Source organism: Motilimonas pumila, from assembly GCF_003596335.1.
Taxonomy (GTDB): Bacteria; Pseudomonadota; Gammaproteobacteria; order Enterobacterales; family CBDFNC01; genus Motilimonas; species Motilimonas pumila.
Genome location: NZ_QZCH01000003.1, coordinates 159703 through 178848 on the forward strand (window position 1 = coordinate 159703; position 19146 = coordinate 178848).

The window sequence follows — 19146 nt, forward strand, 5'->3', positions numbered from 1 at the left end:
GATATCCTGTTTATAGGCGCTAAGGCAAACCATGCTTGCCTTTAAAACTATAGCTTGAATTGATCCCCGAGGTAGACACGTTTAACTTGTTCATTGGCCAAAATTTCTTCTGGCTTACCCACGGCAATCATCTCTCCATGGCTCACTATATAGGAATATTCACATACATCCAGTGTTTCCCGCACGTTATGATCTGTGATTAATACGCCTAGACCACGGTCTCTCAGGTGTTCAATGATTTTTTTGATATCTATTACAGAGATCGGATCAACACCTGCAAAGGGTTCGTCAAGTAAGATAAATTGCGGGTCGGCTGCCAGTGCTCGGGCTATTTCAACGCGCCTTCTTTCACCACCTGAAAGTGACATCCCTTTGTTGTTTTTTATATGCGTAATGTGAAATTCTTCAAGTAGCTCATTGAGACGGTCTTGTTTTTGTTCGTGACTTAGCTCACTGCGTGTTTCAAGAATAGCCATGATATTTTGAGTCACGGTAAGACGACGAAAGATCGAGGCTTCTTGGGGAAGGTAGCCGATGCCTTTCTGCGCTCGAACATGCATAGGTTGACCTGATATTTCTTCTTGATCGATAAAGATTTGGCCTTCGTCGCGCTTAACTAAGCCTACCACCATGTAAAAAGTTGTTGTTTTGCCAGCACCGTTTGGTCCGAGTAAACCAACAATCTGGCCTGTTTTTACCCGCAAACTGACCCCGTTTACCACGCGGCGGCTTTTATAACTTTTCGCTAAGTTTTTTGCTTCTAAGGTTGCCATTAATCCGCCGACTTATCTGATTTTTTTGACTCAAATTGTGCGGGAGTAAACACGGTTCGTGTTTGCTGATTACCTTTTTTGCCTTCGATCTTACGAGAGCTGATGTCGTAAGTAATTTTTTCGGCTTTATAGCTGCTGTCGAGCTGACTTATTACGGCATTGTTGCTAAGAATAATTTTATTCGTTGCCTTAACATAACGAATTTCTTGGGCCTGGGCATTGATTGGTTTACCGTCATCCATCATCTGATAGAAGGTTGCCGGGTTACCCGTGGAAATCATAATTTCACCGGTTTTTTCACGAATACCAATGAGTTTATCCCCGGTCATTTTTATGCTGCCTTGAGTGGCTACAACGTTACCAAAGAAGGTGGTGGTATTTGAGTTCAAATCTACGGTATTGGAGTCTGCGTAAATATTGATTGGCTGCTGCGAGTCAGAAGCTAACGCCAAAGCTTGGCTACTGAATAATGTTAGGCTTAAAAGCGCGATGTTAAGGTTTGTCATTTAAATAAGTCGCCGTTACGTTGGTTAATAGCGAGGCTCGTTGATCATCTAGATTGGCAAATAAGCCCTTGCCTCGTTGTTCGATTTGATCTCCATAGAAAGTTACAAGCTCTTTGCTGTGTAATTCATTTTTAAGTAAGTCTATGCTTATTTTTTCAGTTTTAATTAAATGAATATGTTGGTCATGAGTTAAGTTAGAGGCTTTTACTTGATCAATCAACTCTAGAGTTGATTGTTGATGAAGCGTGCCATTAAGACTGTTTATCTGCCAAATTGTCTGTTTATTATTTCGAAATACAGTGACATCGGGTTGTTCAAACTGTGTGACTTCTTTAGTCCTAAAATACGTGATTTTATTGGCTTTTACCGTGTAGTCTAATTGTCCAAGAGGATTGTAAGTGTCCGTAGTGGTATTCTTTGCAACAAAGTAGGGCTGTGAAGGGTCTATAGGTTGTGTTTCTTTCTGCTCTTGGCCAAAAAAACGCCACAAGGCTAATGATAAAATGAAGCAACAAAATGTACTGACATTAAGCTTATTCATACGCTTGTGCCTTGTGCACTGTGGAGTTTACCTCTTGCCAATAATAATAAATCACAACACTCTCTGACCGCGCCATAGCCCCCTTTTATATTAGTCTGATAGTGAGCTTGTTGCACTACGAGTGGGTGAGCATCATTGACCGCGACCGCGAGGCCAACTTGATTCATGACGCTGAGGTCAATCACGTCGTCGCCAATATAGGCCACTTCGTCCGCATTGACAGAAAGTTGTTGCAGCAACTGTTGAAAGGCGATGTCTTTGTTATCTTGGCCTTGGTAAATATAAGGGACGCCTAAAGCAGACATACGGTTATGTACAATTTGAGATTTTCTGCCAGTAATAACGGCTACGTCAATACCTGCATTTAATACCGCTTTAATGCCAAAACCGTCACGGGTATGAAAAGCTTTTAACTCTTCACCTTGGTTACCCATGTAAATTCGGCCATCAGAAAACACTCCATCAATATCGCAAATAAGCAACTTTATCTGTTCAAACTGTCGTAAAACGCTGAGTGAGATGTCGCCATAAGGAGTGTTTTTCATTCGCTGGCCTTTCCGCTTAAATGCTATAAAAAAGTAAAAATTGGTAAGCAATAAAGCAGCTTAGCAAAATTCCACCCTCAAAGCGCGAGATTTGCTTTATTTTACCGTTGCCGGCAACAACCAGCAGTAGCAAGGTTACGCCAAGCATTACGAACATATCTCGCCCTGCTGCATCAGGCGCTATTTCACCTGGCGCAATTATGCCTGGAAGTGCTAATACCGCCAAAATGTTAAAGATGTTTGAGCCAACGATGTTCCCAAGAGCCAAGTCGCCTTCGTTTTTGAGCACGCTAGCCACACAGGCTGCTAACTCGGGCAAACTGGTGCCTATAGCAATGATTGTTAAGCCAATAACGAGCTCTGAAATGCCAAAGTGGCGGGCAATGCCAATCGCTGAGTCGACTAAAACATCAGAGCTGTATATTAACAGGCCTAAGCCAAATACAGTCCAAAATACCGATTTCCACAAAGGAACGTCCGCGGGAATTTCTTCTTCTAACTCCTCCACCAAGGGGTCGTCTGTTTGAGGCGATTTAAGTGATAAGTAGGTTAGACCGCCAATGGACATGAAAAAGCCCACCATTAGAATGCTGCCTTCAACACGAGTGAAATTAACGTCCCATAATACATATGCCGCAATCAAACTGGTCACAAGCACCATAGGTAATTCGCGGCGCATCACAGTTGACGCAACGAGCATGGGCTTGAGCAGCGCGGTAATGCCTAATACTAAGGTAATATTCGTAATATTAGAGCCAATCGCATTACCAATAGCGGTATCTGGGTTGCCTTTTAAACTGGCAGCAGCTGAAACCATCATCTCAGGGGCTGAAGAGCCCATTGCGACAATAGTTAAACCAATGATTAAGGGAGAAAGGCCTAAGTTACGCGCAATCGCAGAGGCGCCATAGACAAATTTATCGGCGCTCCATACTAAACCGATTAATCCAAGAATCAGCCAAACAATATTTGCTTCCATATAATGTGCTACTTGATGTGTCCAAAAGGGTAAAACTCCATTTTCCCGTTTATCTCGGCAAAAGTGAAGGGTTTGAGTATGTTAATTATTACACATACAATATAAGCAGATTAATCAGAGTATTTCGATATATGCCACAGTTAGTTGCCATTAAGGATATGAGCTTTGCCCGTGACGAACGCGTTTTGTTCCAAGGGCTTGATTTAACCATTGAACAAGGCAAAATCACGGCGATTTTAGGCCCTAGTGGCATTGGCAAGACCACCTTGCTTAAATTGATTGCGGGGCAATTAACGCCGTCTTCTGGTGATATCCGGTTTGCTGGTGAGTCGGTTGTGACAGCTTCGCGTAAGCAGTTATTTCAAATGCGGCGTAAAATGGGCTTGTTATTTCAGTCCGGAGCACTGTTTCCTGAGTTAACCGTGTTTGAGAATGTTGCCTTTCCGTTGCGTGAGCATCACCAGCTCGCCGAGCCTGTGTTGCGCACTTTAGTGCAAATGAAATTGGAAGCCGTTGGCTTGCGCGGCGCGGAATCAATGCTTGCCACCGAACTTTCCGGGGGCATGGCGCGAAGGGTCGCTTTGGCGCGGGCGATAGCCTTAGATCCTGAACTTATTATGTATGATGAACCATTTGCTGGCCAAGACCCTATATCTATGGGAGTGCTGGTTAAGCTTATACGTGATTTGAACCACAGCTTGGGGCTGACATCAGTTGTCGTGAGCCATGACGTTCAGGAAGTTTTAGAAATAGCCGACTATGTTTATGTTTTGGCAGATAAAAAAATTATTGCACGAGGAACCCCCGAAGATATTGCTGCGAATCAAGATGAAAAACTGGTGCAATTTATTCAAGGTTTGCCTAATGGCCCAGTGCCATTTCATTACCCTGCGAGTCACTTTATCAAGGATCTAACGAGTACATTATGATACAAGGGATTGTCCGAACGGGCGCTTCAACCCTCCATGTTATTGGTCAATTGGGGTTGGCTGTTGTCATGCTTTTGAGAGCATTGGCATGCGCGCCTAACGCTAAGTTTTTACGCTTGGTGACCGCTCAAGTGTACTTTCTTGGTGTGCTGTCTTTGCCTATTATTTTGGTTGCTGGCTTATTTATCGGCATGGTACTTGGACTGCAAGGCTACAACGTATTAGTTGGTTATTCCGCAGAGCAGAGCTTAGGTACTATGGTCGCATTAGCTTTATTGCGCGAACTTGGGCCTGTGGTAACGGCATTGTTGTTTGCGGGGCGTGCGGGCTCGGCGTTAACGGCTGAAGTTGGACTAATGAAGTCGACGGAGCAATTAGCCAGCATGGAAATGATGGCAGTGGACCCATTAAAGCGAATTATTGCGCCGCGTTTTTGGGGCGGGGTGATCGCGATGCCTTTGTTAGCATTTTTATTTTCAATGATCGCTATTTGGGGCGGCAGTTTAGTCGGCGTAGACTGGAAGGGTATTGATAGTGGTGGCTTTTGGGCGGTGATGCAAGCCAGTGTTAATGTCTACGAGGACATCTTTTTCGGCTTTTTGAAAAGTTTAATATTTGCTTTAGTTATTTGTTGGATAGCGTTATTTAATGGCTTTTATTGTCAGCCATCTTCATTGGGAATTAGCCAAGCTACGACCAAAACCGTGGTCAATTCTTCGCTGTTAGTTTTAGCTTTAGATTTTGTATTAACCATTTTTATGTATGGTTGATGTTAGGAAAGGGTATGTCTGAGAAAAAGTTACATTTTTTTGTGGGGTGTTTTGTACTTTCAGCCTGTGCAGCTTTGTTGCTGTTAGTGTTAAAAGTTGCGGGCTTTAACTTAACGGGTCAGTCTGATACATATCAGTTAGTAGCCAAATTTGACAATATTGGGGGGCTCAAGCCTCGCTCGCCGGTTAAAGTCGGGGGGGTAGTTGTCGGACGAGTTGAGTCGATAGACCTTGAAACCGAAACTTATACCCCCATTGTGACATTGAGCATGTTCAAAAAGTACGGTTATTATCCTGAAACCAGTTCAGCGGCGATTTTGACCGCAGGGTTACTGGGGGAACAGTTTATTGGCCTCAGAGCCGGTTTTATTGACGAGGACATCGTCATGCTCGAACAAGGCGACGAAATTGAGGATACCAAGTCAGCCCTTGTGCTCGAAGATTTGATCGGACAATTTTTATATTCAATTCAAGACAAGGAATAAGCCTGATGATGCGTTTATTTTGTGTGCTGTTATTTTTAATCACTGGCGTTTCACACGCGAACGAAGTCAAGCAGTACACTGACCCTTATGCGCTTATTGAAGAGGTGGCAGGGCAAGCTTTTGCACGAGTTAAAAATGAGCGTGAGCAAATGTTAGATGACCCGGCTTATGCTGACCAGGTCGTAAAAGACGAATTATTACCTTATGTTGACACGCGTTATGCCGCTTATAAAGTTATCGGCCCAACGTTAAGGGATATGAGCAAAGCGCAACGGGACCGTTTTGCGGATGCTTTTAAAGAGCACATGATTCAGACATATTCAAATGTACTGTTCAAATATGACCAACAAACACTGCAGTTTGCAAAGAAAGTGAAATTGGGGACTCAGCGGGTTATTGATATCCCGGTGCATTTTGTACAAGCAGGCCAACCAGATATTAAAGTTACGTTTAAACTGCGCAAAAATAAGAAAACGTCAGTGTGGCTAGTGTTTGATGTTGTGGCCGAGGGGGTCAGTCTGCTAGATACTAAAAAGTCAGAACTGGCTGGGCTCATTCGTAGCAAAGGAATTGATGAAGTCACCCTCATGCTAGAACAAAAAAATGCTGAGACAAGGCCTGTAAGTAAAACAAATTAATGTTAACTATTAAATATAACACCAGCCGCTTACACTTATCCGGTTCGTTGACGCTACCCGAAGTAGAGAAACTCAAGCCAGAGCCCTACCAAGGGGTAAGGGCTATAGACTTGAGTCGCATCACTGATTTTGATTCAGCTGGCTTAGCTTGGCTAGTGCATTACTTTGCTCCCTACAAAGTAGGCTTTAGTCATGCACCGAGTAGTTTGCTGACTTTGTCTCAGCTGTATGGCTTAGATGACTTGTTTTGCCACGGATAAAGTGGTGCGTCTAACAAAAAAAAGAATATTCGACTGATAGCGGTTTTAATTTTTCCCCAGAGGTGATAAAACAGCTGGCCTTAAAACGCGTTGGGTTGCGGTTTATCAAATCGATGCCGTTCAAGCTTCAGTCGTGGTACACATTAAAATTTAGCAGTAAAACTAGGATTGAAGATGGATCCAAAAGAAATAGAAGCAAAGCTATCAGCGGCTTTACCGTTAGAAGAGTGCTTTGTAAAAGGCGAGGGCAATCATTTTCAAGTGATTGCCGTTTCTGAAAGCTTTGCGGGTATGAGCAGAGTTAAGCAACAGCAAGCAATTTACGCACCGTTAACGGAAGAAATTGCAGCCAATACGATACACGCATTAAGCATTAAAGCCTTTACTCCTGAGCAATGGCAAAAAGAAAAAATATTTAATCAGCCATCTTAAATAGAGGTTTCTATGGATAAGTTTTTGATTCAAGGTGGCTGCACCTTAAACGGTGACGTCACTATTTCTGGCGCAAAAAATGCTGCGCTGCCTATTGTGTTTGCCACTTTGCTTTCTAATCAAGAGATCAGCCTAACAAACGTGCCTAAGTTGCGTGATATTAATACGACGTTGGCTTTGTTACGTGATCTTGGCGCCAACGCTGACTATGATGGCGATGTGGTAAAAGTGAATGCTGGACCTGTTAACAGCTACAAAGCGCCGTATGAGCTGGTCAAAACGATGCGAGCATCAATTCTCGCCTTAGGCCCACTAGTCGCTAAATATGGTAAAGCTGACGTTTCTTTGCCTGGTGGCTGTGCCATCGGGGCAAGGCCTGTCAACCTTCACATTCATGGCCTTGAATTGATGGGTGCTAACATAGTGGTGGAAGAAGGTTATATCAAAGCTCGTGTAGATGGTCGTCTACAAGGGGCTCGTATCGTGATGGATATGGTGAGCGTAACCGGCACTGAAAACCTAATGATGGCGGCGGCTTTGGCTGAAGGCACAACCGTGATCGAAAATGCTGCGCGCGAGCCAGAAGTGGTTGACCTTGCTAACTTCATTAACACGCTGGGCGGCAAGGTTTCTGGTGCTGGCACCGACACAATTACTATTGAAGGGGTTGAAGCGCTGACCGGTGGTCATTACAGCGTTCAGCCTGACCGTATTGAAACGGGTACCTTTTTAGTGGCTGCCGCCGTTACTGGTGGCAAAATTACTTGCCGAGATACAGATCCAAGCTTGTTAGAAGCCGTGCTCGCCAAGCTTGAAGAAGCGGGTGTATTGGTTGAAACAGGTGAAGACTGGGTGAGCGCCGATATGCGAGGCCGCAAACTCAAATCAGTTAATATCAAAACCGTGCCTTACCCTGGCTTCCCAACCGATATGCAAGCGCAGTTTACCTTGCTTAATGTCGTCGCTGAAGGTGCCGGGCGTATCACTGAGACCATTTTTGAAAACCGTTTTATGCACGTGCCAGAGCTACAGCGCATGGGCGCAGAAGTAGAGCTAGAAGGAAACACGGCTATTTGTGCTTACAGTGAAGAGCTTAGTGGCGCACAAGTCATGGCCACCGATCTAAGAGCATCTGCTAGCTTGGTCATCGCGGGCTTAGTGGCTAAAGGTGAAACCATTGTTGATCGTATCTACCACATAGATCGCGGTTACGAAAAGATCGAGAACAAGTTGATTCCTCTTGGCGCAACGATGAAACGTATTGGCTAGGCTTCCCAAGCCAGCTCATGAAGCCGTTGAAGTTCACTTCGACGGCTTTTTCTTTTATCCTTCAGTGTCGTATAAAGCTGGGATAGTTTATACCTAACAATAAGTCTCCTTAAAGCCTTCGACCTTTAGATTTAACTTGCTTTCTTATCCATAGTTTTAGTGGGACATTTTGCCGTTAAAGAGCGTCTAGAGTCAGCTTACTTTTTCACAAGAGAGGGAGCTCAACTGCTTTGTAATACGCTAGCAAGGATTCATTGTTTCCTCTATTTCGCAGCAATCACTTTAGCTAGTAAACAGCGCCAGACATTAATGAGTCATGCTTTTTCTGATATGAGGTATGGGCAGTTATGGCATTAAAAAAGGTCAATAATGCAGAGATAAAAAAGGCCTCAACAAAGTTGAGGCCTTTTTACGTATTAAGCAAAGGGTCTAAAGTACAGTTTTAGACCGCTTATACATCTCTTTATCGAGCGACTTTACAAACGTCTGGAACGGGCCACTCGCCGCAACGAACAACACGGACCGAGTAACTGACCCTGGTTTGCGATTCAGGTTTGTGTGGACTCTCTAAACCCGTATTAAAGTCAATGATACGTGAGGTTATATGGTCGTAATTATTCCCATCACCGCCTAGATCCGTATCAATAGAGCCGTTGTAAGGTGTACTAGAATAGTAATTTACAGGGTAAGTATTAGGGAAAATAGATTGATTGATTGCAGGTGAATAACAGCTTCTATCGACAATAGAGTCAAGCTCTTTAATATTCGGCAGTCGCCAATCGTTGGCTGCAAATGCAGTACTTTCATTCGCTGTTTGAACCGCGATGAGTGCATCTTGCCAAGTTGCAAACGATGTTGGTTGACCACTACATACGTCTTTACCGTTTGCACCAATAGACCATGTTTGGCCTAAGCTGCACACAGACCAAACAAGGCCACTTCGAATATCTTTAACCGTGCCATCGTCTAAACTGATGAAGTGACTGGTGGTATAGTCTTTCTTTATTTGCGCATTACAAAATGTGTCTGCAGCAAGTAGATTATGACTGTTTAGTAGTGCTAAAGAGCATAAAATAATAGATAATTTTTTCATTTTCATACTCCTTAAGCTTCAGGCTCTGTGGTTGGTTCAGGTGCTGGTTCAGATGATGGCTCTGGCTCATTGTTATCTACCAGCGTTTTGTCATCACGACGCACAATCATCACTTTGTTGTGTTCATTTTTGCTGCATTGCTGAAGGCGAGCCGTAGTGATATCAAAGCAAAGCGCGCTGCCAGGGCCGGCAGCAGCCGTTGTCGCCGTCCAATATAAGGCGTGACCTTCGAGATCAACTAAACAGCTATCGCCGGCACAGTCAAAGAAGGTTGGGTCTAGGATATCAGTGGAGCCATTGGCTAAGTTTTGATAGTTGAAAATACTTCTAAATTGTTCAACGGTTGGAACCTGCCAGTCGGTAAAACCACAAGTGCCTTTTAGATTTGCTTCTTCAACATAGTCATTAGTAGAGCAATACCTATCACCGTCTCTCGCGATATTATCAAATGCGCAAATACTATTAGCTGCAGGTAGTGGAAGCCCAGGTAAAGCTCCACCTTTTCCATCGCCTAATATCCAGCCGGGTTTGCCGCCATTTGTATTGTCGTTTATATCATGCCAAGGATAAGAGAAGTTAACGGCATTATCATTAGATAAGTCAGCTGCGGTCCAGTAGAATTCTCGGTTATCTTCTTCTCCTGGTGCTGGAGGTGGCTCATTGGTAGCAAGGTAGAGTTCATTATGACCACCTTTACGCTCCCATACCATGCCCGTCACTTCATCTTTAACACAGCGCCATTGTGTGGCTTGAGCGTTCAGCTCGTTACCGGCTGCATCAAGTTTTACATACCTAAAGCCTGCTTCACCAAGGTAGTAATCGCTGTTTAGGTCTAGCTCGTTAGGACTTTTATAATATGGCGCGCTCGCATCATTCACATTGACTACGTCTGAGCCAAAGTCCGCATCCTGGTTAGGGTGACTGGCTAATGAAGCCGTTGAATCATAGCTGAACTCGTCAGAGAAGGTCGTAATGCCTGTATCGTTTAATCGAACATCACCTGAAATAATGAAGGTTTGGGTCGCTTCTTGACCGTCATCGTTTGAGAATTTGATGTTAAGTGTTCTGCCGCCACGAGGCTTGTTAGACTCGAATAACGTCATATTTAAGTAGGCGACCTGTTGCCCTGGAGCAAAGCTCAGTACGTTATAATTATCCAGTTCAAAGTCTTCGCCTATGACCGCCGAGCCTGAAAGCTCCATATAAAAGTCTGCGGTGAATGAAGGCGGTAGATCTAGCGCATATTCAAATGGAATAGTCGCATTTCTTCTGTCTAGTTCTAGGATCTCCCCTGGGATCATTAAGACGACTTCATTACTTGCCGGAGGGGTTGTTGGGCCACCGCTAGGGTTAGGCTCACCGGATGGGACAGGAGTAGTAGAGCCTCCGCCGCTTAGGTCTTTTGAACCACCGCCGCCACAGGCTGCAACCAGTATACTTGCAGTTAAAATTCCGATTTTACGCCAACACATTATGAGTCCTCCTTTAATGTGTTAAATCCATGGTTAGACTTTCCAGATATAATTAGGTTGGCATGATAACGGTTGCATAAGTCTTTATAAAGCCCATTATTAGTACGAGGCTCGCAGAATGCTAAAAAATGATCTTTAAGGCTCACAGTTTTTAAAGGGTGGGGCTATGAAGTGATAATTATGAGAATTATCTCCGTTTATCAAAATCTTCCACTTCAATAGCTAATTCAACCTCTTCACCATCCCGTAACAGTTTTACTTGGATGACTTCACCTGGGCGAACCTCTGCCACTCTATCAAGCACGTCGGTGACGCCTTTCACGGGCTCTTGATTGATGGCGAGCATCACGTCAGAGGTTTTGACACCGGCTTGCGCCGCCGGGCCGCCTGGCACAACTTCAGTGATCATTATGCCACTTTGCGCTTCAATGCCCCAAAGTCGAGCCATCACAGGGTTAACAGGGCCGCCAACGACGCCAATAGAGCCTCGAATGACACGCCCATCACGTATTAAGCTGGTCATTATTCGGCTAATAAGCTGCTGAGGGATGGCAAAGCTAATGCCATAACTTTCAGTGTCTTGGGTGATGTGATAAGCCGAAGTGTTAATTCCAACTAACTCTCCTCGGCTATTGACAAGGGCGCCGCCTGAATTGCCTCGGTTGATTGCCGCATCGGTTTGCAAGAAATCTTGCCTACCAGTAGAACTGATGCCGGAACGACCCGTCGCACTAATAATGCCTTGAGTAACGGTTTGACCTATGTTGTATGGGTTGCCAATGGCGAGCACTATGTCACCTACATTTGGCAGGTAAGAGGGGTTTTGTGGGATCACGGGTAAATTGCTTGCATCAATTTGTAATACGGCTAAATCGGTAACAGCATCGCCGCCAACCATATTGGCAGTGAGTAATCGACCATCTTGTAGTGCCACTAAGACTTGGTCTGCCTGCTCGATCACATGCAGGTTAGTGAGCACATAGCCTTTATCACTCATGATGATGCCTGAACCAAGGCCGTTAGGTCTCAACTCAGGTTGACTGTTAATGTTAGAACGTTGGTAGGTTTGCGAATAAATATTGACTACAGCCGGCGCAGCGCGGCGAACCGCGGAGCTGTAACTGGCAACTTGGCCGCTATAACTTTCGATTTGCTCGGCGAATGGTAGCTCTTGATTATTTCGCAGCGGCGGAAAAAAAATCAGTAAAAATACGGCGAATAATAAACCGATAGCAACAGACTTTAAGATATAACGCAGAGCTGATGGCATGAAATTGTGCGAGTTATGTTTAGTGTCATGAAGAATAGCAAAAAAGCGTTAAAAAAAAACGCCTCACGGGAGGCGTTTTACCACAGTGTGCGATTTATCTAGGATTTAGCGCAGTACTCGGTATAAAGAAGTATTACCACGCTTGATATTCAGCGCTAGCACCGAGGGCTCTGATTCAATAACCTTGCGTAAGTCAGCGATATCTTTAGTGCGACTTCGGTTAATGCCTAAAATAATATCCCCTTGTTCAAGGCCTGCCATTTCTGCTGGGCTGCCAGGCTGCACTTCAGCAACCATAACCCCGGGTGTTTTAGCGTTTGCTGGCGTGCTGCTCAGTGTGGCGCCTTCTAATGCGGGGTGGATAGCTTGAGCTTTGATTTTAGTATCTTTAGCTTCGCTCAGGGTCACGTCAAAAGCTTGCTCTTTGCCGTCTCTTACCACTGTCACAGCAATTGTTTTGCCTGCACCTAAGGTGGCAATTTTGGCTCTTAGCTCACTGAAAGAACGTATTTTCTTATTGCCCAGCTTAACAATAATATCGCCGGCCTCTAAACCGGCTTTTTCAGCGGCAGAGTCAGGCATTACTTGATTGACAAATGCGCCGTGTTGCGTGTCATAACCAAATGCATCTGCTAGCTCAGGCGTTAATTCGCCGCCGGTTACCCCTAATAACCCTCGGCGTACACCACCAAACTCCAATATTTGTGCTGTGAGGTTATTCACCATATTAGATGGAATGGCAAAGCCGATGCCGATATTGCCGCCGTTAGGGCCAAGTATCGCGGTATTAATTCCTATTAACTCACCATTGAGGTTAATTAACGCGCCGCCAGAGTTTCCGCTGTTAATGGCTGCGTCGGTTTGAATAAAGTTTTCGTAATTCTCAATATTTAAGCCACTGCGGCCAAGCGCACTGACGATGCCTGAAGTGACGGTTTGCCCTAAACCAAAAGGGTTGCCTATGGCAATAGTAAAGTCACCCACTCTAAGTTGGTCAGAGTCTGCAAACTCTATGGCTTTCAGGTTTTTACCTTTAATTTGCAGCAGCGCAATATCGGTTTGTTTGTCCTCGCCAATTTTGGTAGCAATGTATTCTTTGCCATTTTTTAAGGTGACTTTGATTTCATCGGCTTGGTGGATCACGTGGTAGTTAGTGATCACATACCCCTTATCAGCGTCAATGATGACGCCTGAGCCCAGTCCACGAAATGGTTGGCTTGACTGCTGTTGCGGCGCTTGGTCGAAGAAAAAGCGGAAAGCTTCAGGAACTTGCTGCTCAGGAACCTTGGTCCCCGCAACTGAAATATTGACCACAGCGTCCGAGACAGACTGCAAAATAGGCGCCAGACTAGGCAGCTCTTTATCACCCACTTGACTCGGAAACGCAGCTTGAACTGGCAGGCTAGCAAGGCCAAGTGCCGTTGATAATGCAATGGCACTAAAAATAGAGACGCTTTTTTTCATTGATTAACATTCCTAAAATCAGACACAAAGCCATAATGACTCATAACAGTATAGAAAGGATTGCCCTTTTACAGAGCTTTACCTTGTTTGACGTAGGCTTAATTAGCTTTGCGCAGATGTGCACTTTGGCTCTTGCTGCGCTTCATCCAATACTGTTGGTTGCGACATATCTATGGTTGCTTCTTCGTCTGCTTTAGAAGAGGTTGACGTTTGATGAGGCGTTTCTGTTGCGAAGGCGTTTACATCAGGGCGCTGCGCTTTTAATAGCAGGGCACTGGCTTCGGCTTCAGGCAATAGTTGATGCGCGGTGTCAGACATATGCTGATACACGTCTTGATACTGCTTAGCCATCTCAGCCATTAATTCTGCGGACTTGGTAAAGTGTTGTGAGACATGGCTTTGATATTCTTGCTGGTCGCCCTCTTGCTGATGATGTGTTTGTTTAAGTTTGTCGATTTCTTGTTTATATTGTTCGCATTCGCGCTGGTGAGTTTGCACCAAGGCTTCGCGCTCAACTTGAAAGCGACGTTGGCTGGTTTTTTTGCCAATAAAAAATGCAGCAATAACAAGGATGATGGCGAGGCTAATAACGGCATAAATAATCATGGTGTGCTCCTACTTAAGGCAACAAAAATAAACGACACTGAAACAGATTGTTCAGGACAAGGATATAAATAAAGCCTGTGACTCCATTAAACAAGTACCAACAAGATTTAAAATCTGATGATTTTCACTATGACGCGGCGCAAGAGCAGGCGGTCATTGCGTTAAATCGTCTTTATCAAGACTTAACCAAGCCAGCCCCGGCTCCGGCAAAAAAGTCTTGGCTGGATAACCTAAAGGCAAAGTTTTCTGAACCTGAGCCGGTAGAGCCGATTCAAGGTCTCTATTTTTGGGGCGGGGTAGGCCGAGGTAAAACGTATCTTGTGGATACCTTTTTTGACTGCTTACCGTTTGAGCAAAAAATGCGGGTTCACTTTCACCGGTTTATGCATCGTATTCATCATGAGCTAGGTGAGTTAAAGCAGCAAGAAGATCCCTTGTTGATCATTGCAGCGAATCTAGCGAAAGAAGCAAGGGTGATTTGCTTTGACGAGTTTTTTGTTTCAGATATCACTGATGCTATGTTGCTGGGGACGTTATTTGAAGCGTTATTTGCCCACGGCGTTGTGCTTGTGGCCACGTCTAACATAGTGCCTGATGAGCTATATCGTAATGGCTTACAGCGAGAGCGTTTTATTCCGGCGATAAAACTTATTAATCGTCATTGTGACATTATTAACGTCGATAGCGGCATTGATTACCGGCTACGAACCTTAACCCAAGCAGAGATTTACCATCATCCCCTAGACGAGAAAGCCAAGCAAAACCTTAAGCAGTATTTCCAGCAATTATCCACTGAGCCACGCCGTTACGGTCATGATATCGAAGTTTTAAATCGTGCCATTCCAACCTTAGGTGAGGCCGAAGGCGTTTTATATATCGACTTCTCCGCTTTGTGTGAAAGCGCCCGCAGTCAAGTTGATTACATTGAAATGTCTAAGCTATACCACAGCGTGCTACTGGCTAATGTTAAACCCATGGGAAATACCACGGATGATGTAGCCCGCCGTTTTATAGCCATGGTAGATGAATTTTATGAACGCCACGTAGCGCTTATTATCTCTGCTGATGTCGCAATGGACGCACTTTACACTCAAGGCCGATTAACGTTTGAATTCAAACGTTGCTTGTCTCGCCTGCAAGAAATGCAAAGCCATGAATACCTAGCGAAAGAGCATTTACCATAAGCAGTTGCAGGTTTGAAGATAACGTTTGAAAAAGCACCAGAAAAAGGGTGCTTTCTGATATCCTTTTCCGTATAATCTTGCGACCCTGTTACAAACGCCATGTTTTGGTGAGTTTGTTTCACCAATAGTTATGCTCGAAGGGGCGTAATGATGGTATTTAATTATGTTGTATTTTCCCAATGCAACACGTCAGTAACACTTTAATATTTGGGTAAGAGTTTAATGAAAACTTTTGTTGCAAAACCAGAAAGCGTTCAACGCGACTGGTATGTAGTAGATGCTGAAGGTAAAACTTTAGGTCGTTTAGCTACTGAAATCGCTTCTCGTCTACGCGGTAAGCATAAAGCAGAATACACTCCACACGTTGACACTGGTGATTACATCATCGTTGTAAACTGTGAGAAAGTTGCCGTAACTGGTAACAAAGCTGCAGGTAAGATTTACCATTCTCACACTGGTTACCCAGGTGGTTTGAAATCTATCTCTTTCGAAAAGCTAATCGAAAAAGCACCAGAGCGTGTGATTCAATCAGCTGTTAAAGGTATGTTGCCAAAAGGTCCTCTAGGCCGCGCAATGTTCCGTAAATTGAAAGTTTACGCGGGTTCTGAGCATCAACATGCAGCTCAACAACCACAAGTTTTAGACATCTAATACGGAATTCAGGCAAATGGCAAATCAATACTACGGCACTGGTCGTCGCAAAAGCTCTACTGCTCGCGTGTTCCTAACAGCGGGTAGCGGTAACCTTACAATTAACAACCGTTCTCTTGAAGAGTTCTTCGGTCGTGAAACAGCACGTATGGTTGTTCGTCAACCACTTGAGCTGACTGAACTGACTGAAAAGTTCGATATCAAGGTAACAGTTAAAGGTGGTGGTACAACAGGTCAAGCTGGTGCTATCCGTCACGGTATCACACGTGCACTAATGGAATTCGATGAGTCTCTACGTAGCGATCTACGTGCAGCTGGTTTCGTTACACGTGATGCTCGTAAAGTTGAGCGTAAGAAAGTGGGTCTACGTAAAGCACGTCGTCGTCCACAATTCTCGAAACGTTAATTTTTACGTCTTTCGATATACAAAACCCGGCCTCGGCCGGGTTTTTTTTATTCTATTGAAATTACACATATTCTGATGTTGATAGCATGTTAAAGGCATTATCAGCTTGTCAAATCCCTGTGGTTTCTTTAAAATTCACCGGATTTTTCTGTGACAATTGTACAGACCCGCAAAAGCAGAAATCTGCACAAGATGATATAGTTTTGCCGCAAAGGGAAATAATAATAATCGCGGAGTCCGTAGGGAGAGTTTTTGGATGAGCAATGCGCCTGTGAATACCGGCCGCCGAATGTTCCTCACTGCCACTACAGCTGTAGTGGGAGCCGCAGGAGCTGGGGCAGTGGCTGTGCCGTTTATAAAATCATGGAACCCGAGTGCTAAGGCGAAAGCTGCTGGTGCCCCGGTGAAAGTGGATGTAAGTAAAATTGAACCTGGCCAATTAATTCGTATTGAATGGCAAGGTAAACCTGTTTGGGTGGTTTCAAGAACTGAATCTATCATGGCTGATTTAAAAGCTCATGAAGGTAAGTTAAGAGATCCAAACTCTGAAGAACCGCAACAGCCAGAATATGCGGCGAATCCTGCACGCTCTATCCGTCCGGATATTTTTGTAGCGGTAGGTCTATGTACTCACTTAGGTTGTTCACCGACTTATTTGCCAGACAGCTTTGCTGAGCAAGTAGAAGGCGTGAAAAGTGGTTTCTTCTGTCCGTGTCACGGTTCGAAGTTTGACATGGCTGGTCGTGTATTCCAAAACGTACCTGCGCCACTCAACCTGATGATTCCTGAGTATCACTTCACAGACGAGAATACCCTGTTAGTTGGTGTATCTGAAGGAGAAGCATAATGATCAAAGGATTGGTAACCGGTGTCATAGATTGGGTCGATGCGCGTATCCCAATGACCGACACTTGGAATAAACACTTAGCGCAATATCCGACTCCAGTTAACTTTAACTTCTGGTACTTTTTTGGCTCATTAGCCATGCTAGTGCTGGTTAACCAAATCTTAACGGGTATTTGGTTAACCATGAACTATAACCCTTCTGCAGAAGGGGCGTTTGCTTCTGTTGAATACATCATGCGTGATGTTGAATACGGTTGGCTATTACGTTACATGCACTCTACTGGTGCTTCGTTTTTCTTTATTGTTGTTTACCTGCACATGTTCCGTGGTTTGATCTACGGCTCTTACCAAAAGCCTCGTGAGTTAATCTGGGTATTTGGTATGTTGATTTTCCTTGTGTTAATGGCTGAAGCATTCATGGGGTATCTACTCCCCTGGGGGCAAATGTCGTTCTGGGGAGCCCAGGTAATAATCTCCTTGTTTGGTGCATTGCCGGTGATTGGGGATGACTTAACGTTGTGGATCCGTGGTGACTTTGTTGTCTCCGGAGCTACCTTAACGCGCTTCTTTGCCTTGCACGTAGTTGCACTGCCGTTGGTGCTAGTGGTGTTAGTCTTCTTGCATATTGTTGCCCTTCACGAAGTTGGTTCCAACAACCCTGAAGGTATCGAGATTAAGAAGAAAAAAGGCAGCGTACCTGAATCAGAACTGAGCAAGTTTAAGTTCCACAAACAGTTCTCTGGTAAAAAAGATATCGTGGATGCAGCACCTTTCTTCCCGTACTTTGTAGTGAAAGACGTGGTGGGTATCGCCGTATTCTTATTCTTCTTTGCCGCGGTAATTTTCTACCTTCCTGAAGGTGGTGGTTACTTCCTTGAGCCGCCTAACTTTGAGCCGGCCAATGGTTTGAAGACACCTGAACACATTGCGCCAGTATGGTACTACACACCTTTCTACGCCATCTTACGTGCTATCCCAGATAAGCTTATCGGGGTAATCGTATTTGGTAGCTCGGTAATGATTTTATGTTTCTTGCCATGGTTTGACCGTTGTAAGGTAAGATCGATTCGCTACCGCAGCATTTGGCACAAATTGAACATCACTCAGTTCATTATTTGCTTTATCATCCTGGGTATTTTAGGTGCGCTACCTGCAACACCTACGTACACCTTGATTTCGCAAATTTGTTCATTCGGTTATTTTGCATTCTTTGCTTTATTGTGGTTCTACAGTAAAAACGAGAAGTGTAAGCCAGTGCCAGAAAGGATTACTAAATAATGAAAAAGCTATTTATTACATTATTTGCACTGTTACCTGGGTTAGTATTTGCTGCTGGCCCAAGCATTCCGCTAGACAAAGCTAACTTTGACCTAACGGACAAGGTGTCGTTGCAAAACGGTGCTAAATTATTTATGAACTACTGTTTTGGTTGTCATGCGACTGGCTATCAACGTTATGAGCGTGTTGCGAATGACCTCGATATTCCAAATGAAATCATGATGGCAAACATGGTTTTTACTGACCAAAAGATTGGCGACTTGATGCACAATGCCATCAATAAAGAAGATGCCGCTAAATGGTTTGGCGCCGCTCCACCGGACTTAACCTTGGTGGCTCGTCTGCGTGGGCCAGATTGGTTATACACGTATTTGCGTTCTTTCTATCAAGACCCAAGCCGTCCGTTTGGCGTGAACAACACGGTATTTCCTGACGTAGGTATGCCCCATGTGTTAGAAGAATTGCAAGGTGTACCAAAAGCGGTTTATGCTGTTGAAATCGTAGACGGTGAAGAGCACAAGACCTTAGATTACATTGAAACAGATGGCACTGGCGAACTTAGTGCAGATGAATATGACCAAGCCGTATTAGATATGGTAAACTTCATGGTCTATTCGGGTGAGCCAATGCGAGTTGAGCGTGAAAGACTGGGCGTATTTGTCTTAGGCTTCATTTTCATCTTCTTTATCATCAGCTACTTGCTGAAGAAAGAGTTCTGGCGCGACGTACACTAAACAAACCCTAAATTG

General features: G+C 44.4%; 23 protein-coding genes. 13 read left to right on the forward strand and 10 right to left on the reverse strand.

What is annotated here, in order from left to right:
• Positions 1–47: 47 nt before the first annotated feature.
• From lptB to D1Z90_RS05000, 5 genes are read right to left on the reverse strand one after another with little or no spacing between them, the layout of a single operon-like run.
• A complete protein-coding gene (gene lptB, locus D1Z90_RS04980; RefSeq protein WP_119909646.1) occupies positions 48–773 on the reverse strand; it encodes an LPS export ABC transporter ATP-binding protein in 726 nt (241 codons plus the stop codon).
• Positions 773–1279, reverse strand: coding sequence for a lipopolysaccharide transport periplasmic protein LptA (gene lptA / locus D1Z90_RS04985; protein ID WP_119909647.1), 507 nt, complete (start codon positions 1277–1279; stop codon positions 773–775). The genes lptB and lptA overlap by 1 nt, the downstream gene beginning before the upstream one ends.
• Positions 1266–1820: an LPS export ABC transporter periplasmic protein LptC gene (lptC, locus tag D1Z90_RS04990; protein WP_119909648.1), complete on the reverse strand. Its 555-nt coding sequence runs from the start codon at positions 1818–1820 to the stop codon at positions 1266–1268. The genes lptA and lptC overlap by 14 nt, the downstream gene beginning before the upstream one ends.
• Positions 1817–2365, reverse strand: coding sequence for a 3-deoxy-manno-octulosonate-8-phosphatase KdsC (gene kdsC / locus D1Z90_RS04995; protein ID WP_119909649.1), 549 nt, complete (start codon positions 2363–2365; stop codon positions 1817–1819). The genes lptC and kdsC overlap by 4 nt, the downstream gene beginning before the upstream one ends.
• Positions 2366–2381: 16 nt before the next feature.
• The gene (locus D1Z90_RS05000) at positions 2382–3344 is read right to left on the reverse strand and encodes a calcium/sodium antiporter (protein ID WP_119909650.1); all 963 of its coding nucleotides are present in this window, start codon (positions 3342–3344) and stop codon (positions 2382–2384) included.
• A gap of 131 nt (positions 3345–3475) precedes the next feature.
• Between D1Z90_RS05000 and D1Z90_RS05005 the strand changes: the two genes are divergently transcribed.
• From D1Z90_RS05005 to murA, 7 genes are all read left to right on the forward strand, one after another.
• Positions 3476–4273, forward strand: coding sequence for an ATP-binding cassette domain-containing protein (locus tag D1Z90_RS05005; RefSeq protein WP_119909651.1), 798 nt, complete (start codon positions 3476–3478; stop codon positions 4271–4273).
• Positions 4270–5043: a lipid asymmetry maintenance ABC transporter permease subunit MlaE gene (gene mlaE, locus D1Z90_RS05010; RefSeq protein ID WP_119909652.1), complete on the forward strand. Its 774-nt coding sequence runs from the start codon at positions 4270–4272 to the stop codon at positions 5041–5043. Before D1Z90_RS05005 ends, mlaE begins: the two co-directional genes overlap by 4 nt.
• A 14-nt stretch (positions 5044–5057) precedes the next feature.
• The gene (gene mlaD / locus D1Z90_RS05015; RefSeq protein WP_119909653.1) at positions 5058–5528 is read left to right on the forward strand and encodes an outer membrane lipid asymmetry maintenance protein MlaD; all 471 of its coding nucleotides are present in this window, start codon (positions 5058–5060) and stop codon (positions 5526–5528) included.
• A 5-nt stretch (positions 5529–5533) separates the two neighbouring features.
• Positions 5534–6166 (forward strand): MlaC/ttg2D family ABC transporter substrate-binding protein, encoded by a 633-nt coding sequence (locus tag D1Z90_RS05020; RefSeq protein ID WP_119909654.1) that lies wholly within the window; start codon positions 5534–5536, stop codon positions 6164–6166.
• On the forward strand, positions 6166–6426 hold the full coding sequence (locus tag D1Z90_RS05025) for an STAS domain-containing protein (RefSeq protein ID WP_119909655.1): 261 nt from the start codon (positions 6166–6168) through the stop codon (positions 6424–6426). Before D1Z90_RS05020 ends, D1Z90_RS05025 begins: the two co-directional genes overlap by 1 nt.
• Positions 6427–6600: 174 nt before the next feature.
• Positions 6601–6858, forward strand: coding sequence for a BolA family protein (locus tag D1Z90_RS05030; RefSeq protein ID WP_119909656.1), 258 nt, complete (start codon positions 6601–6603; stop codon positions 6856–6858).
• 12 nt (positions 6859–6870) lie between these two features.
• Positions 6871–8127, forward strand: coding sequence for a UDP-N-acetylglucosamine 1-carboxyvinyltransferase (murA, locus tag D1Z90_RS05035; protein WP_119909657.1), 1257 nt, complete (start codon positions 6871–6873; stop codon positions 8125–8127).
• A 463-nt stretch (positions 8128–8590) separates the two neighbouring features.
• Here the strand turns inward: murA and D1Z90_RS05040 are convergent, their stop codons facing one another.
• From D1Z90_RS05040 to D1Z90_RS05060, 5 genes are all read right to left on the reverse strand, one after another.
• Positions 8591–9220, reverse strand: a complete 630-nt coding sequence (locus D1Z90_RS05040) for an Lcl C-terminal domain-containing protein (protein WP_158587057.1) — start codon at positions 9218–9220, stop codon at positions 8591–8593.
• Between the two features lie 11 nt (positions 9221–9231).
• Positions 9232–10692: an Lcl domain-containing protein gene (locus D1Z90_RS05045; protein WP_119909659.1), complete on the reverse strand. Its 1461-nt coding sequence runs from the start codon at positions 10690–10692 to the stop codon at positions 9232–9234.
• 187 nt (positions 10693–10879) lie between these two features.
• Positions 10880–11962, reverse strand: a complete 1083-nt coding sequence (degS, locus tag D1Z90_RS05050) for an outer membrane-stress sensor serine endopeptidase DegS (protein WP_119909660.1) — start codon at positions 11960–11962, stop codon at positions 10880–10882.
• Positions 11963–12067: 105 nt separating this feature from the next.
• Positions 12068–13426 (reverse strand): Do family serine endopeptidase, encoded by a 1359-nt coding sequence (locus tag D1Z90_RS05055; protein ID WP_119909661.1) that lies wholly within the window; start codon positions 13424–13426, stop codon positions 12068–12070.
• A 102-nt stretch (positions 13427–13528) separates the two neighbouring features.
• A complete protein-coding gene (locus D1Z90_RS05060) occupies positions 13529–14032 on the reverse strand; it encodes a Z-ring associated ZapG family protein (RefSeq protein ID WP_119909662.1) in 504 nt (167 codons plus the stop codon).
• A 77-nt stretch (positions 14033–14109) separates the two neighbouring features.
• Between D1Z90_RS05060 and zapE the strand changes: the two genes are divergently transcribed.
• The 6 genes from zapE to D1Z90_RS05090 all read left to right on the forward strand — a co-directional run bounded on the left by zapE (position 14110) and on the right by D1Z90_RS05090 (position 19131).
• Complete coding sequence (gene zapE, locus D1Z90_RS05065) at positions 14110–15216, forward strand: cell division protein ZapE (protein ID WP_119909663.1); 1107 nt, start codon at positions 14110–14112, stop codon at positions 15214–15216.
• A 222-nt stretch (positions 15217–15438) separates the two neighbouring features.
• On the forward strand, positions 15439–15867 hold the full coding sequence (gene rplM, locus D1Z90_RS05070; protein WP_119909664.1) for a 50S ribosomal protein L13: 429 nt from the start codon (positions 15439–15441) through the stop codon (positions 15865–15867).
• A 16-nt stretch (positions 15868–15883) separates the two neighbouring features.
• Complete coding sequence (gene rpsI / locus D1Z90_RS05075; RefSeq protein ID WP_119909665.1) at positions 15884–16273, forward strand: 30S ribosomal protein S9; 390 nt, start codon at positions 15884–15886, stop codon at positions 16271–16273.
• A gap of 256 nt (positions 16274–16529) precedes the next feature.
• Positions 16530–17120: a ubiquinol-cytochrome c reductase iron-sulfur subunit gene (gene petA, locus D1Z90_RS05080; RefSeq protein WP_119909666.1), complete on the forward strand. Its 591-nt coding sequence runs from the start codon at positions 16530–16532 to the stop codon at positions 17118–17120.
• Positions 17120–18397: a cytochrome b gene (locus D1Z90_RS05085; protein ID WP_198419051.1), complete on the forward strand. Its 1278-nt coding sequence runs from the start codon at positions 17120–17122 to the stop codon at positions 18395–18397. The genes petA and D1Z90_RS05085 overlap by 1 nt, the downstream gene beginning before the upstream one ends.
• The gene (locus tag D1Z90_RS05090; protein WP_119909667.1) at positions 18397–19131 is read left to right on the forward strand and encodes a cytochrome c1; all 735 of its coding nucleotides are present in this window, start codon (positions 18397–18399) and stop codon (positions 19129–19131) included. Before D1Z90_RS05085 ends, D1Z90_RS05090 begins: the two co-directional genes overlap by 1 nt.
• The last annotated feature ends 15 nt before the right edge of the window (positions 19132–19146 follow it).

Coding starts and splice junctions, on each gene's coding strand:
- lptB (WP_119909646.1), bottom strand. CDS start 773: ATGGCAACCTTAGAAGCAAAAAACTTAGCGAAAAGTTATAAAAGCCGC.
- lptA (WP_119909647.1), bottom strand. CDS start 1,279: ATGACAAACCTTAACATCGCGCTTTTAAGCCTAACATTATTCAGTAGC.
- lptC (WP_119909648.1), bottom strand. CDS start 1,820: ATGAATAAGCTTAATGTCAGTACATTTTGTTGCTTCATTTTATCATTA.
- kdsC (WP_119909649.1), bottom strand. CDS start 2,365: ATGAAAAACACTCCTTATGGCGACATCTCACTCAGCGTTTTACGACAG.
- D1Z90_RS05000 (WP_119909650.1), bottom strand. CDS start 3,344: ATGGAAGCAAATATTGTTTGGCTGATTCTTGGATTAATCGGTTTAGTA.
- D1Z90_RS05005 (WP_119909651.1), top strand. CDS start 3,476: ATGCCACAGTTAGTTGCCATTAAGGATATGAGCTTTGCCCGTGACGAA.
- mlaE (WP_119909652.1), top strand. CDS start 4,270: ATGATACAAGGGATTGTCCGAACGGGCGCTTCAACCCTCCATGTTATT.
- mlaD (WP_119909653.1), top strand. CDS start 5,058: ATGTCTGAGAAAAAGTTACATTTTTTTGTGGGGTGTTTTGTACTTTCA.
- D1Z90_RS05020 (WP_119909654.1), top strand. CDS start 5,534: ATGATGCGTTTATTTTGTGTGCTGTTATTTTTAATCACTGGCGTTTCA.
- D1Z90_RS05025 (WP_119909655.1), top strand. CDS start 6,166: ATGTTAACTATTAAATATAACACCAGCCGCTTACACTTATCCGGTTCG.
- D1Z90_RS05030 (WP_119909656.1), top strand. CDS start 6,601: ATGGATCCAAAAGAAATAGAAGCAAAGCTATCAGCGGCTTTACCGTTA.
- murA (WP_119909657.1), top strand. CDS start 6,871: ATGGATAAGTTTTTGATTCAAGGTGGCTGCACCTTAAACGGTGACGTC.
- D1Z90_RS05040 (WP_158587057.1), bottom strand. CDS start 9,220: ATGAAAAAATTATCTATTATTTTATGCTCTTTAGCACTACTAAACAGT.
- D1Z90_RS05045 (WP_119909659.1), bottom strand. CDS start 10,692: ATGTGTTGGCGTAAAATCGGAATTTTAACTGCAAGTATACTGGTTGCA.
- degS (WP_119909660.1), bottom strand. CDS start 11,962: ATGCCATCAGCTCTGCGTTATATCTTAAAGTCTGTTGCTATCGGTTTA.
- D1Z90_RS05055 (WP_119909661.1), bottom strand. CDS start 13,426: ATGAAAAAAAGCGTCTCTATTTTTAGTGCCATTGCATTATCAACGGCA.
- D1Z90_RS05060 (WP_119909662.1), bottom strand. CDS start 14,032: ATGATTATTTATGCCGTTATTAGCCTCGCCATCATCCTTGTTATTGCT.
- rplM (WP_119909664.1), top strand. CDS start 15,439: ATGAAAACTTTTGTTGCAAAACCAGAAAGCGTTCAACGCGACTGGTAT.
- rpsI (WP_119909665.1), top strand. CDS start 15,884: ATGGCAAATCAATACTACGGCACTGGTCGTCGCAAAAGCTCTACTGCT.
- petA (WP_119909666.1), top strand. CDS start 16,530: ATGAGCAATGCGCCTGTGAATACCGGCCGCCGAATGTTCCTCACTGCC.
- D1Z90_RS05085 (WP_198419051.1), top strand. CDS start 17,120: ATGATCAAAGGATTGGTAACCGGTGTCATAGATTGGGTCGATGCGCGT.
- D1Z90_RS05090 (WP_119909667.1), top strand. CDS start 18,397: ATGAAAAAGCTATTTATTACATTATTTGCACTGTTACCTGGGTTAGTA.